At 69.7% G+C, this 13,691-nt stretch carries 10 protein-coding genes; 4 read left to right on the plus strand and 6 right to left on the minus strand.

The window, feature by feature from the left end; genetic code table 11:
- Nucleotides 1–103: 103 nt before the first annotated feature.
- Nucleotides 104–3,172 (minus strand): heterodisulfide reductase-related iron-sulfur binding cluster, encoded by a 3,069-nt coding sequence (locus ACFVH2_RS22730; RefSeq protein WP_378427575.1) that lies wholly within the window; start codon nt 3,170–3,172, stop codon nt 104–106.
- A gap of 355 nt (nt 3,173–3,527) precedes the next feature.
- On the opposite strand from ACFVH2_RS22730, the gene ACFVH2_RS22735 reads away from it, so the two are divergent.
- A complete protein-coding gene (locus tag ACFVH2_RS22735) occupies nt 3,528–4,199 on the plus strand; it encodes an ammonium transporter (protein WP_378427577.1) in 672 nt (223 codons plus the stop codon).
- A 403-nt stretch (nt 4,200–4,602) separates the two neighbouring features.
- On the opposite strand, the gene ACFVH2_RS22740 is transcribed toward ACFVH2_RS22735, so the two are convergent.
- From ACFVH2_RS22740 to ACFVH2_RS22760, 5 genes are all read right to left on the minus strand, one after another.
- Nucleotides 4,603–4,818: a hypothetical protein gene (locus ACFVH2_RS22740; RefSeq protein ID WP_378427579.1), complete on the minus strand. Its 216-nt coding sequence runs from the start codon at nt 4,816–4,818 to the stop codon at nt 4,603–4,605.
- A gap of 32 nt (nt 4,819–4,850) precedes the next feature.
- Entirely contained in the window at nt 4,851–6,155 is a 1,305-nt protein-coding gene (locus tag ACFVH2_RS22745; protein WP_378427581.1) for a S1 family peptidase, read from the minus strand.
- 281 nt (nt 6,156–6,436) lie between these two features.
- Complete coding sequence (locus tag ACFVH2_RS22750) at nt 6,437–7,741, minus strand: S1 family peptidase (protein WP_378427583.1); 1,305 nt, start codon at nt 7,739–7,741, stop codon at nt 6,437–6,439.
- Nucleotides 7,742–7,974: 233 nt separating this feature from the next.
- On the minus strand, nt 7,975–9,318 hold the full coding sequence (locus ACFVH2_RS22755) for a S1 family peptidase (protein ID WP_378427585.1): 1,344 nt from the start codon (nt 9,316–9,318) through the stop codon (nt 7,975–7,977).
- Nucleotides 9,319–9,430: 112 nt separating this feature from the next.
- Nucleotides 9,431–11,140 (minus strand): Hsp70 family protein, encoded by a 1,710-nt coding sequence (locus ACFVH2_RS22760; RefSeq protein ID WP_378427587.1) that lies wholly within the window; start codon nt 11,138–11,140, stop codon nt 9,431–9,433.
- Between the two features lie 192 nt (nt 11,141–11,332).
- On the opposite strand from ACFVH2_RS22760, the gene ACFVH2_RS22765 reads away from it, so the two are divergent.
- The 3 genes from ACFVH2_RS22765 to ACFVH2_RS22775 are packed head-to-tail and all read left to right on the plus strand — an operon-like array spanning nt 11,333 to nt 13,667.
- The gene (locus tag ACFVH2_RS22765) at nt 11,333–12,358 is read left to right on the plus strand and encodes a Dyp-type peroxidase (protein ID WP_378427609.1); all 1,026 of its coding nucleotides are present in this window, start codon (nt 11,333–11,335) and stop codon (nt 12,356–12,358) included.
- On the plus strand, nt 12,355–13,158 hold the full coding sequence (locus ACFVH2_RS22770) for a family 1 encapsulin nanocompartment shell protein (RefSeq protein ID WP_378427589.1): 804 nt from the start codon (nt 12,355–12,357) through the stop codon (nt 13,156–13,158). Before ACFVH2_RS22765 ends, ACFVH2_RS22770 begins: the two co-directional genes overlap by 4 nt.
- Nucleotides 13,155–13,667, plus strand: coding sequence for a nitroreductase family deazaflavin-dependent oxidoreductase (locus tag ACFVH2_RS22775; protein ID WP_378427590.1), 513 nt, complete (start codon nt 13,155–13,157; stop codon nt 13,665–13,667). The genes ACFVH2_RS22770 and ACFVH2_RS22775 overlap by 4 nt, the downstream gene beginning before the upstream one ends.
- Nucleotides 13,668–13,691: the final 24 nt, after the last annotated feature.

Below are 13,691 nucleotides of genomic sequence, written 5' to 3' on the forward strand. Positions count from 1 at the left end.
TGCACAGGGTGCCCAGCGCCGGTGTGATCCCGCCAACGGGTGTGTGACGCGCAACGAGAAGGCGCCCCCACCGATTTCGGTGAGGGCGCCTTCGACGCTGGTGCTACTTCTTGCGGCCGGGGGCCTTGGCGCCGGCCTTGAAGCCGAGCGCGCCGGGCTTGGCCTGCGGCGGGGCCGCGGCCTCGGCAGGTGCGGCAGCGGGTGCCGCCACGGCGGGTGCCTCGGCCACGGGTGCCTCGTCCTCAGCCTCGACCGGTGCCGCCGGCGCGGCGGGAGCCGGAGCGGCGGCGGGAGCGGCCTTCTTCGCACCCGGAGCCTTCGCCCCGGACTTGAAGCCGAGCCCACCGGCCTTCGGCTGCGGCGGCGCGGCGGCAGCAGGCGCTGCCGAAGCGGGTGCCTCGGCCGGTGCCTCGGCCGGTGCAGCCTCGGCGGCCGGTGCCGGTGCGGCCGCGGGTGCCGGGGCAGCAGCCTTCGCGCCCGGAGCCTTGGCGGCGCCCTTCATCTGCAGACCCTTGCCCGGAGCCTTGGCGCCCGAGGCGAGGCCCAGACCCTTCGGCTTGGGCGCCTCCGCGGCGGGTGCCTCCGCGGCGGGAGCGGCCGCGGCGGCGGGTGCGGCGGCGGGCTTGGCGCCCGGAGCCTTGGCCCCGCCCTTCATGCCCAGGCCGGGAGCCTTCGCCCCACCCTTGAGGCCGAGGCCCTTCGGGGCGGCCGGTGCCGCGGCGGCGGGAGCGGCCTCGGCGGCCGGTGCTGCGGCGGCCGGCTTGGCGCCGGGTGCCTTCGCGCCGGGAGCCTTGGCCAGACCCTTCATACCCAGGCCCTTGGCGGCGGGCTTCGGGGCCGCGGCAGCCGGGGCAGCAGCGGCGGCGGGAGCGGCCTCGGCGGCGGGCGCCTCGACCACCGGAGCGGCCTCGGCGACCGGCACGGCGACCTTCTCGCGCTGCACGACCTTGAGGTTCTCCGACAGCACGGACGGCTCGAGCCGGGTGACGGAGTTCAGCATCAGCTGGGCGACGTCCACGACCTCGACGCCCTCGCCCAGGCCCTGCTCCTGGCGCGCGGTGACGCCGTCGGTGAGCATGACGCGGCAGAACGGGCAGCCGGTCGCGATCTTCTTCGGATCGGTGGACAGCGCCTCGTCGACCCGGTCGACGTTGATGCGCTTGCCGATGTTCTCTTCCATCCACATGCGCGCACCGCCGGCGCCACAGCACATGGATCGTTCGCCGTGCCGCGGCATCTCGACGAGCTTGGCGCCGGAGGCCTCCATCAGCTCACGCGGGGCGTCGTAGACCTTGTTGTGGCGACCGAGGAAGCAGGGGTCGTGGTAGGTGACGTCCTCGGAGACCGAGGCGACCGGGATCAGCTTCTTCTGCCGCACCAGGCGGTTGAGCAGCTGGGTGTGGTGGATGACCTCGTAGTCGCCGCCCACCTCCGGGTACTCGTTGCCGAGCGCGTTGAAGCAGTGCGCACAGGTGACGACGATCTTGCGCTTGGACTGCTCCACGCCGTCGAACACGGAGTTCAGCATCTCGATGTTCTGCATCGCGAGCTGCTGGAACAGGAACTCGTTGCCCGCGCGGCGAGCGGAGTCGCCGGTGCAGGTCTCGTCGGCGCCCAGGACCATGAACTTCACGCCCGCGGTGGCGAGCAGCTCGGCGACGGCCTTGGTGGTCTTCTTGGCGCGGTCCTCGTAGGCGCCGGCGCAGCCGACCCAGAAGAGGTACTCGTAGTCCTCGAAGCTGTCCGCGTCCTTGCCGAACACCGGGATGTCGAAGTCCATCTCGGAGATCCAGTTGAGGCGGTCCTTGGAGTTCTGGCCCCAGGGGTTGCCCTTGTTCTCGAGGTTCTTGAACAGACCCGCGAGCTCGGACGGGAACTCCGACTCGATGAGCACCTGGTAGCGGCGCATGTCGATGATGTGGTCGACGTGCTCGATGTCGACGGGGCACTGCTCGACGCAGGCGCCGCAGTTGGTGCACGACCACAGGGTCTCGAGGTCGATGACGGGCGCGAGCTCGCCCTCGACGGTCTCGCCGACGAGCTTGCGGCCGGCCTCGGTGAGCGCGGCCTCGGGGATCTTCGCCAGCGCGGCCTCGTCGACCTTGCCGTCGGCGTCGACCAGACCGATCTCGTCGCCGCCGACGTCCTTGCGGCCGCCCGCGAGCAGGTACGGCGCCTTGGTGTAGCCGTGGTCGCGCAGCGACATGATGAGGAGCTTGGGTGAGAGGGGCTTGCCGGTGTTCCAGGCGGGGCACTGGCTCTGGCAGCGACCGCACTCGGTGCACGTGGTGAAGTCGAGCCAGCCCTTCCAGGAGAAGTCCTCGATCTGGCCGGCGCCCAGGGTGTCGGTGTCGGGATCGACGTTGTCCATGGTCAGGGCCTTGCCCTTGGACATCATCGGCTTCGCGGCGCCGAGGGCGACGCCGCCGTCGTTCTCACGCTTGAAGTAGATGTTCGGGAACGCCGAGAAGCGGTGCCAGGCGACGCCCCAGGTGATGTTGCGGCCGACGACGAACAGCCAGACCATGCCTGACATCAGCTTGACGAAGGCGAAGATCGAGATCAGCGTGACGTTCGCCGGGATAATCTTTGCGATCTGACCGGTGATCGGGTCGGTCCAGGCGGAGTGGCCGGCCAGCGACAGCGCTCCCGCCTTCACCAGCACCATGCCGATGCCCTCGGTGAGCACGACCCATTCGACGAAGTAGGCGGGGCCGAACTTCGATCCGCTGAAGCGGGAAAGGCGCTCGGGCACCCGCGGGTGGTTGAGCTGGCGGAGGACCATCAGCGTGACGATGCCGACGACGGTGCCGACACCGAGAATTTCGTCGCCGAGGTGGAACCACCACGTGTCACCGATCAGCGGCCACGACCAGGTGGGGTCGAAGGTCTGGCCGTACGCCATGAACCAGAACTGTGCGCCGGCAAGGAAGCCGATCATCACCAGCCAGTGCGCCCATCCCACTGTGCGGAACTTCTGCATCCGGGTGTGCGCGATGAACTCTACGATCATCTGCTTGAAGCGGGGGAAGAACGGGCGCCAGCGGTCCGGGGCGGGCTGACCGAGCTGCACGGTCTTTCCCATGGTCCAGGCCCCACTCAAGAATGAGGCCCAGCACACCAGGCTGAGCAGTGCGCCGATCGTGCCCAACGTGATCGTCAGGGCGTTCATGTCGCGGCCTTTCCTTCTGTGACGGCAACGCCTGCGACGTGTCGGGCGGCGCCTCGGTCTATGACGGATAAGTTACCCGCCGGTAGCATCACGGTTCAACGTCGAACCGATGCTTGCGTCGTCGGTCGTTCCATCTGACGACACAGATGTTCTGACGCTCACCGTAAAACGTCCCCGTCGGAGAGCTCAGCGCAGGTCAGCCTAACTTCGCGGTATGACCTGCGCGGAAGACCTCGGTTCGCGTATCATTTTGCCCGGCTTACGGACCTTGTCTCTCAGACTGCCCACAGACTAGGGTTCGCCTGTTGTTTGGACTTTTGTTGCCATGTTGTTTCTTCCGGAGGGGATCCACCGCATGAAAATGAAGAAGTTTGCCGTGTCGTCGATGTTGGCAGTTGCCGCCCTGGGCATCGGTGCCGGTACGTCGCACGCGCAGCCTGCGGCGCCTGCTCCGGAGAAGATCAACTGGGACTCGAAGGTCGTCGACAAGTCCGTCGTCACCACCATCGACGCGGGTGCGTTCAAGGTCTCGGGCGACGGCAAGAACATCGAGCTGCAGGACGGCACCGGCCACGCGGTCGTGAGCCTGCCGCTGTCGTGGCAGCTCAACGCCCTGCAGTTCCCGATGGACCAGAAGGTCAGTGAGGACGGCAAGACCGTCACCCTGACCCCCGTCTTCGACCTGGGCAAGGCCAAGCCGATCGCGGGCAACCTGGTCGCGCAGCCGATCAACGGCGCGGGCCTGGCCGTCAAGGACATCGCCTCGCCTGACGAGAACCTCAAGGCGCAGCAGACGTTCAGCTCGCAGCTGGCGATCGCCACCGCCTCGGGTGGTCTGATCGGCACCATCGTCGGTGCGGTGGTGGGGACCTTCATCATGCCCGCCATCGGCACGATCACAGGCGCGGGTATCGGTGGCATCGTCGGCACCATTGCGGTCGGCGGCCCGACCCTGGTCGCCGCAGGCATCGGCCTGGGCCAGACCCTGCTGGCCGAGCCCGGCACCACGGTCTACGCCAAGAAGTAGTACCTCGGAACGCGAGAGCGGCCCGTCACCTCCTCGGAGGTGACGGGCCGCTCTCGTATGTGTTGGACGTCGAGCCGCCCGGCCGGATCGATACCGGCGCACCGTGGAGTCGATGTACGTCGACCCCACGGCGGTCCCGTCAGGACGCGTTGCCCGCGTTCGTCGCGATGGTGACGACGTAGCCGAACGACTTGAACAGAATGGGGAGCAAAGCCTCCATTGCACTTCCTTGTCTCGTAGGCCGACGGTGACCGTCGGCGTCGGGTCCGACTGGTCCCCCCAGTCAGCTTTCGTTGCCGCGGCGAATGTTTCACCGCCACAGCGACATCGGCATTCTACCGGTGTCCCGCCGCGAATGTGAACACTCGGTAAAGGCGCTCCGCGCCCGTGCACGGAGCGCGACCTAGCTGGTGCGGACCGTCATCCCGGGGTTGTCCGCGAGGATCAGGTTGGCGGGCGTCGCGAGCACCCACGCGGCCTCGCCCTTCTGGGCGGCGAGGCCGCGGTCCCGTCGATCGCGAGGGAAGGTGCGCCTGGGACCCGGATCAGGTAGTTGCGGAACCGGTCGGCGGCGCGGTCGTCGATCCGGATCACCGAGAAGTCGGATCGGATTGATCATCCCGACCAGTGTCGATGGGTGACGGCGCGACGTCAGTGGGTGTTGACCGACAGCCCCGGGTTGTCCCGGAGGATGGCGTTGATCGGTGTCGCGCCCGTCGTCGGGACGTCGCCTCGGAGGAAGGTGTCCACCTTGGCAATCGCGCATACCGGTGCGCCGTGGCCGTTGCCGATGCTGGTGATGCCCAGGGCCCGGGTACCGGTGACGAGGGGGCCGCCGCTGTCGCCCCCTATGACGCATATGTTCGACGCGAATGTGTGCGACATCCGGAAACCGAGATCGATGACGAGGTCGGTGCTGGTGATCGTGCCGCACCTGTACCCGGACATCCGGCCGGACTTGCAGACCGGTGCACCGACGACGGGGTCGGCGGTACCGTCGATCGCGAGGGAACTCGCGCCGGGGACCCGGATCAGGTTGTTGCGGAACCGGTCTGCGGCGGCGTCGTCGATCCGGATGACAGCAAAGTCGGTGACGTCGTCGGTGGCCGAGCGGGCGATCGTGCCGAATCTGTCTCCGAGTGCTGTGTCCTTGCGCAGGTCGTACACGACGTCGGCGTCCGGGGTGCCGGCCGTCGCGGGGTTCGCGACACAGTGTCCGGCGGTGATGTTGACCGCATTGCCGGCCGCGTCGGTGCCGTTGAAACCGAGTGAGCAACGGTTCGGGCCCGGCGGGTCACCCACGGCGAAGGCGTCGCCACCCTGTGAGGCGAGGCCGCCCGGTGGGTCGATTGGCGAGGCCAGCGAACCGAGGTCGACCGGAATGACGAGGGCGTCGCCGGTTGCGAGGAAGTCCGGCAGCTGCAGGCCAAGGTTCTGTGCGGTGTCCGAGACCTGCATCGCCAAGCGGTTGTTGACCACGTCGATGCCGGCGGCGCCGATCAGCGTGGCCAGCGGGGCGGGCAGGGTGGCGACCCAGTCGTTGGCGCGGTTCAACTCCTCGAGGAGGGCACGTTCGCTGTGCGGGACGTCCTCGACCAGGTATCCCCGGTGCTCGACGGCCTTGCGGGCGGCGTCCTTGTCGGTGCCGTCTGCGAGAGCGACGACCGGGTTTCCGGACGGGTCCAGCCAGGCGCCGGCGAAGGCGTCGGGGTACTTCTCTCGGAGGGTGTTCGCGAATGCGACGAGTTGTCGGCCGGCGTCGGCCCGCGTCAGGTACTGCTCGGCGGTCAGTCCGAGGTCGCGTTGGATGGCGGTCACGAGTTCGGGTGGTAGCTCGGCGGTGGCCGACGGGACCGAGGGCGTGGGTTCGGCATGGGCAAGGGCAAGAGCGGGGGTGAGCAGGAGCAAGGCCGCCGAGCAGACTACGGCGGCGCGGCCCGCGCGAACACGTCGCATGGGGTCCTTTCGATGCGAGGGCACAGATATTCGAGGGCGTAGGGGGAGGCCGCAGCCAGACGTCGGCCGCGGTCGGGGCCTTCGGCCGTGCCGGCGACCGCCCTCGACTGTAAGTGGAAGCGGACCCCAGTCGATCGAAAATCGACAGTCGGAAATGGGTGAAACTTCCGAGCGTCAAGCGTCAAACGCTAACTGTCGGGGCATGATTCACCGAAAGAAATGGTCGGGGTGAACGGTGCGAACCGTTCACCCCGACCTTTTTCGTACGGGTGCTGCGTGGATCAGGAGGAGCGAACCCTCAGCCCCGGGTTGTCCGCCAGGATGGCGTTGATGGGCGTGGCGAACAGCTGCGGCGAATCGCCGATCAGCGTCGTCACGACCTGAGCCACCTCGCAGTACTTCATGTCGCCGACGTTCGATGCGCTGGAGATGCCCAGGGCGCGGTTGCCGGTGACGACGGTGCCGCCGCTGTCGCCCTCGAGGGCGCAGATGTTGGCGGAGAAGCCGTTTCGCAGGGTCCGCTTTCCGACCTGGACCGTCTGATCGACCGCGTTGATGGTGCCGCAGGTGAACCCGGTGGTCAGGCCCGACTTGCAGACCGGCGCACCGACGACCGGATCGGCGGTACCGGCGATCGCCAGCGGGGCCTGCCGGGGCACGCGCACCAGGTTGTTCTGGAAGCGCGGCGCGGACTCGTTGTCGATGCGGATCACGGAGAAGTCGTGGCCGTCGAGATTGGTGCGGGCGAAGGTGCCGAATCGGGGACCGAAGACGCCGTCGGCCGGCATCTGGTAGGCGACGGAGGCGGCCTGGGTGCCGGCGGCATTGCGGTTCGGATCGCAGTGTCCCGCAGAGATGTTCACGGTTGCGCCGCTGCCGTCGGTGCCGTTGAACCCGAGCGAGCAACGGAACGCGCCTGCCGCGTTCTCGGCGGCGTAGGAGTCGCCGCCGAGCAGCGCGTCGGCCGGGGCGTTTCCGTTGTTGACGGCGGCCGGGGCCACGGAGCCGAGGGCGGGCGACAGGGCCAGCACCGCGCCGTCGAGGAAGTCCGGCAGTTGCAGGCCCGCGAGCTCGGCGGTGTTCGTTGCCCGCAGCACCAGGTTGTTGTTGACGGTGTCGACGACCGCGCCGCCGACCAGGCCGGCGAGCGGTGCGGGCAGCTTGGCGATCCAGTTGTTGGCCATCGCGAGCTGATCCTGCAGAGCCTTCTCGCTGCGCGGCAGGTCCTTGACGGTGTACCCGGCCGCCTCCGCGACCTTCCGTGCGGCGTCGGCGCCCTTGCCGCCGGAGAGACCGATCAGCGGCTTGCCCGACGGGTCCAGCCAGGCGCCCGCGAAGGCGTCCGGGAACTTGGCGCGCAGCTCGTTCGCGAACCCGACCAGCTTCTGGCCGGCGTCGGCCTTCGCCAGGTACTGCTCCGGGCTCAGTCCGAGGTCGCGCTGGACGGCCATCACGAGCCCGGCGGGCAGCGGGGTGGCGGGCGCCGGGGCAGCGGGTTCCGCGTTGGCGAGGGCTGCGGACGGAGCGATGAGGAGCAGGGCTGCGGTACCGATCATCGCGGCACGACGTGCGCGAACGCTTCGCATGGGGGCCTTTCCGTGTCGAATGCATGCAGGTCGAAGGCATGCGGACATGACGCAGCCGGCAACGGCCGAATCGAGTCCCTCGACTATATGGGGTCGACCGGCGCTTGCATACCGGGACCGGTAAATCGTCGCGAAGTCGAAAGGTGCCGGTAACCAGCGAACCCACCATCGGCACCAAACCGGCGAGGTCCGCACCGAGTGTGTCGGTGCGGACCTCGCCGGGGGGTCGGGGGTCAGGCCGGTGTGCTCGCGGTGCGCACCCGCAGGTCCTGGCCGAGCTTCGCGTTCGCGCGGTCCAGGATCTTCTCGATCGGGATGCCGATGCTGGCGGTGCCGCCGTCCGGGGCGAGCACGAGATTCGCCTCCGTGCAGCTCGGGGCGCCGCCGGAGTTCGAGCCGCTGGTGATGCCGAGGGCGCGGGTGCCGGTCAGGATCGCGCCACCGCTGTCGCCGCTGAGCGTGCAGGTGGATCCGGCGAAGCCGCGCACCAGGCGGGTGGTCCCGTCCTCCATGTGCAGCGGGGCGTCCACGCTCTCGGCGATGACGAGCCCGCAGGTGAACGTCGAGGTCTGGCCCGACTTGCAGATCGGCGCGCCGACCACCGGCCGGGCGGTCCCGGTGACGGTGACGGTGGTGCCGTTCGCGCCGCGCACCGACGGCGCGTTCAGGCCGGCCGCGACGCCGGCGCCGTTCAGCTTGATCAGCGAGTAGTCCAGGCCGTCCGCCGCCACGCCCATCGCGGAGTTGGTGAATGCGCCGATCTGGGTGCTGCGGGAGACGTCCTGGTAGTCGGGCAGGTACACCGGCGACCCGGCGCCGACGCCGGCGTGCTCCTGGCTGGGATCGCAGTGCCCGGCGCTGATGTTGTAGGAGTCGCCGTTGCCGGCGACGCTGTTGAACCCGAACGAGCACACCCCGATGTCGCCCGGCTGGGTCTCGTGGGACAGCGGCTTGGCGGAGGTGACGTAGGTGTCGCCGCCCTGCGGACCCTGGTGCACCGGACCCGGTCCGCCCGGCGTCAGCACCACCTTCAGCTGCGCGAGCAGCGTCGGCAGGTTCAGCGCCCGCCCGATCGGGCTGTTGACCACGTCGATGACGATCTGGTTGTCCAGCACGTCGATCGAGGTCGAGTTGATCTGCGAGGACACGTCCTTGGGAAGCCCGGTGATCCAGCTGTTCAGCTGGGCGAGCGCGGTCTCCAGGGTGTTCGCGGAGACCGTCGCCATCTTGGTGGCGTAGCCGTCCTTGGCGACCTGCTGTGCGGCCTCGGTGGTGGTCACCGCGACCACCGGAACACCGTCGGCGCCCAACCACGATCCGGCGTAGCTGTCCGGCCGATGCGTGCGCAGACCGTCCGCGTAGCTGCCGAGGCGCTGCGCGAGTTCGGCGCGGTCCAGGTACTGCTGCGGAGTCAGCTTCAGATCGCGGGAGATGGCCTCGACGAGGTCGGCCGGTAACTCCTGTGCCTGCTTTTCGGTCGAAAGGTGTTCATGCGGCGCGGCCTGTGCGATAGCGGTGACCGGGAGGAGCGTGGCCGAGGCCAGGATGGCGGCGCGGAACGCCAGCGGCAGACGCATGAAGACCCTTCGTTGCGAGCGGACGGTTGTCAGCGCTCCACCTTAGGGCAAAGCCCGACGCTCCGGCCGTTATCGCAGATCAATCAAGGTGCTACGCCGAAAGGTTCGTCGATCAGGGCGCCGGCGGTTCGGTGGTGGTCGTGGTGGTGGTCGTTGTCGTGGCGGTCGACGTGGTCGTCGTTGTCGTGGTGGTCGTCGTCGCGGCGGGCGTCGTGACGGTCGGCAGGGGCGGCTCCACCACCGGCGGGACCACCACCGGCGGCAGGGCCTCGGTGGTGCTCGGGGCGACGGTGATGCGCGCCGGTGTGGTGACCTCGATCGTGGGGACGGGGATCGCCGCGGTCGTGGTCGTCGCCGGGGCGGGCGTCGTCGTGGTGGTGATCGCGGCGGGTGTGGTGGTGACGGCGGGGAGGATGTGCGGGACCGGCGTGCCCACGGTGTCGTCGCGGAGCAGCACCGCCGCCGCGGCGATCGCGCCGAGCAGCAGCGCGCCTGCGACGCCCGCGGCGATCAGAAGGGTTCGCCTGCGCGCCGGGTCCGCGGCGGCCTGTGGCTCGACGCCCGGCAACACCTGTGACACCGGCTGCCCGGGCCCGGCCTCGCCGAACGCGGTCGGCGGTGCCGGTGCGGGCAGCACCGGCAGCGAGTCCGTATCGGCTTCGCCCGACGGTGACACGGTGGCGTCACCCGACGGCACCGCGGCGGCAGCGATGGGCGTGGTGGCGGCGGACGCGAGCGCCGCACCGACCGCGGCCGGCGGACCGCCCGCCGCACCACCCGAGGCGAGGACCGCAGCGCCCAGCGCGGCGGCGTGTGCCGGCGCCGCGACCGTCGCGATCCCGAGGGTCGATGCGGCCAGTTCCGACACCAGGGGCATCGCCGCGCCGCCCCCGGTCAACAGCACCGTCCGCACCTCGGCCGGGTCGAGTTCGTGGGCTCGAATCGTCTCGCCGACCAGGGACAGCGAACCCTCGATCGGCCCGCGCAGCATCTCCTCCAGCTCGGCGCGGGTGAGGGGGACCGTGGTGTCCACTCCGGCCAGCGTGACCGCGACCGTCGCGGGCTCGGCGGTGCCGAGCTGTTCCTTGGCGACGCGGCAGCGGTCGCGCAGCTCCGCCAGCTCCGCCCGCGTCGCCGGATCCGCCAGATCTATCGGACCCAGATCCGCGGCGACCGCCCCGAGCACGTGCTCGACGACGGTCCGGTCGAAGCTGTCGCCGCCGAACAGGGAGGAGTAGGTGGACGGTCGGAGCAGCCCGTACGAGGCGGGCGTGGCGGTGCGCACCAGCGAGACGTCGAGTCCGGCGGCGCCGAGGTCGAACACCGCGACGACACCCTCACCGAGCGGGCCCTGTGCGGCCTCGAGCCACGCGACCGCGGCCACCGGGTCGGAGACCAGCGTCACCCCACCGAGCCCGACATGGTCGAGCGCATCGCCCATCGCGTCCACCGTCGGGTCGTCCCAGCGCGCCGGGTGGGTCGCGACGATGCCCGGTTCGTCGGGCAGGTCGGCGGATTCCTCGCGGGCGAGGGTCACCAGTGCGCTCATCGCGATCGCGACGAGATCCTCGGCCCGGTACGCGGTTCCGTCGGGCCGAGGCACCCCGGCCACGTCGCCGACCTTCCCGACGAATCCCGCGAGCACACCGTCGGCGCCCGGTTCGGGGCCGAGGGCGACCTCGTCCGTCCCGTCCGCTAGCTCGCTGAGCCGCAGCGTGGAGCGTCGAGTCAGGGCGGGCGAATCGGCGAGCGAAGTCGCCGGGTCGAGACGGACGACGGTCGAATTGAGGCTGCCGACGACCAGCCCGAGCGCCGCAGCCATCCGTGTCCCCCTCAATGCGAAGTTTGTCGGGTCACAGTATCGGCAGACGGATCCCGGACCGGAGGCCAACGTGGCCTGCGCGGCCGTGCAGGTTGTCCTACGCTCGATCACAGTGCGTTCGCCAAGGCGGGAATCCCCGGCAGTGCCGGCTCTCGACTGCAGATGAGCGAGGTGCCCATGAGCGGAGTGCAGATGAGCAGCCCCACGCCCCAGCCCGTCCTCGAGCCCCTCAGCGCGGCGGCGCTCTTCCTGGTGGTGGTCGCGGGTCCGGATCCGGCGGATGCGACCCGGGTGCTCGACGTCGCGTCCGACGCCGGGGCGCTGGTACGAGCGGTCGGGTTCCGCGAACTCGGGGGCTCGCTCCACTGCGTGGTGGGGATCGGCTCGGACTTCTGGGACCGGATCGGCGGAGCCGGGCGCCCGGCCGCGCTGCACCCGTTCGTCCCGCTGCACGGCGAGGTGCACAGTGCCCCGAGCACTCCCGGGGACGTGCTCTTCCACATCAAGGCCGCCCGCGCCGACCTGTGCTTCGAATTGGGGCGGCAGATCCTCACCGCACTCGGCGGCGCCGCGACGGTCGTGGACGAGGTCACCGGGTTCCGTTACTTCGACGCGCGCGACCTGTTGGGCTTCGTCGACGGCACCGAGAACCCCACCGGCGTCGACGCCGGGTCCGCGGCCCTGATCGGCACGGACGACCCGGACTTCGCCGGTGGCAGCTACGTGATCGTGCAGAAGTACCTGCACGACATGGCCGGGTGGGCGGCGCTGAGCACCGAGGAGCAGGAGCGGGTGATCGGGCGCACCAAGCTCGAGAACGTCGAACTCGACGACGACGAGCGACCGTCGAATTCGCACGTCTCGCTCAACACGCTCGTCGACGACGACGGCACCGAACGGGAGATCCTGCGCGACAACATGCCGTTCGGAAGCCTCGCCGCGGGCGAATTCGGCACGTACTTCATCGGATACGCGAAGGACCCCGCGGTGACCGAGGAAATGCTCCGGCACATGTTCCTCGGCGATCCGCCGGGCAACTACGACCGGATCCTCGACTTCTCGACCGCCGTCACCGGCACCCTCTTCTTCGTGCCGAGCCTCGACGTCCTCGAATCACTCTCCGCTACACGCGAACCCGAGGTCGACACGAAGTCGGACGTCGAGCCCCGCCACCAACTGTCCCTGAACATCGGTGAACTCAGAGGAGTCGCGCAATGACCGATTCGAGCAATCTGCACCGGCAACTGGCGCCGGTCACCGAGGCCGCCTGGCAGCAGATCGGTGAGGAGGCGGCGCGGACCTTCAAGCGGCACGTGGCGGGCAGGCGGGTGGTCGACGTCGCCGGCCCGTTCGGGTACTCGTACTCGGCACACAATCTGGGCCGGGTGCGGCCGATCAGCTCGGCGGACAGCAGGATTCGCGCGCAGTTGCGGGAGGTGCACCCCCTGGTGGAACTGCGGTACCCGTTCACGCTCAGTCGCGCCGAGATCGACGACGTGGACCGCGGCGCGCTCGACTCCGACTGGCAGCCGGTCAAGGACGCGGCCAAGGCAATCGCGTTCGCCGAGGATCGCGCGGTGTTCGCGGGCTTCGACGAGGCGGGCATCCGGGGACTCGGACCGTCCAGCAGCAACCCGACCCTGGAACTGCCCGCGGACCCGCTCGCGGTGCCCGACGCGGTGGTCTCCGCGCTGTCGGCGTTGCGCCTCGCCGGCGTCGAGGGCCCGTACTCGGTGGTGCTGGACGCGGACGCCTACACCGCGGTCAGCGAGACCCGCGACGAGGGCCACCCGGTGTTCCACCACCTCAAGGATCTGGTCGACGACATCGTCTGGGCGCCCGCGGTGCGCGGCGGGTACGTGCTCTCGACCCGCGGCGGGGACAACCAGCTCACCCTCGGCACGGACCTGTCGATCGGCTACGACAGCCACACCGCGACCGAGGTGACGCTGTACCTCGAGGAGTCGCTGACGTTCTCCTCGTTGACCGCGGAGGCGGCGGTAGTGTTGGCCCGGTGACCTACAGCTACCGCGACGCCAACGTCCTGCAGAAGATGATGCGGGCCTCCGGAAGCATCGCGCCGATCTCCTGGCTGTACGCCAGGACGCTGCACCGGATCGACCCCACGGTCTTCCGGATGACGAAGGGCCGCAGGACCTTCACCGGAATCCTGACCGGACTGCCGATGGTGATGCTGACCACGACCGGAGCCCGCAGCGGGCAGCCGCGGACGGTGCCGCTGGTCGCGGTTCCGGACGGCGGTCGGTTGGTGGTCATTGCGTCGAATTACGGGCAGGAAGGCAATCCGGCCTGGTACCACAACCTCGTCAAGCATCCCGACGCCTCGCTGACGATCGACGGCGGCGAGCCGCGGGCGGTGCGAGCGTACGAGGCGGAGGGGCCCGAGCGGGAGCGGCTGTGGGCGCTCGACCTCGAGGTGTACCCGGGCCGGGCCAGTTACCAGCAGCGCGCGACCGGCAGGCGAATTCCCGTCATGGTGCTCGAATTCGTCGACGGCGGGTCCTGAACCGACTCCGCCGCTGTCACGGTT

The organism is Rhodococcus sp. NPDC127527, assembly GCF_042672245.1.
Taxonomy (GTDB): Bacteria; Actinomycetota; Actinomycetes; order Mycobacteriales; family Mycobacteriaceae; genus Rhodococcus_G.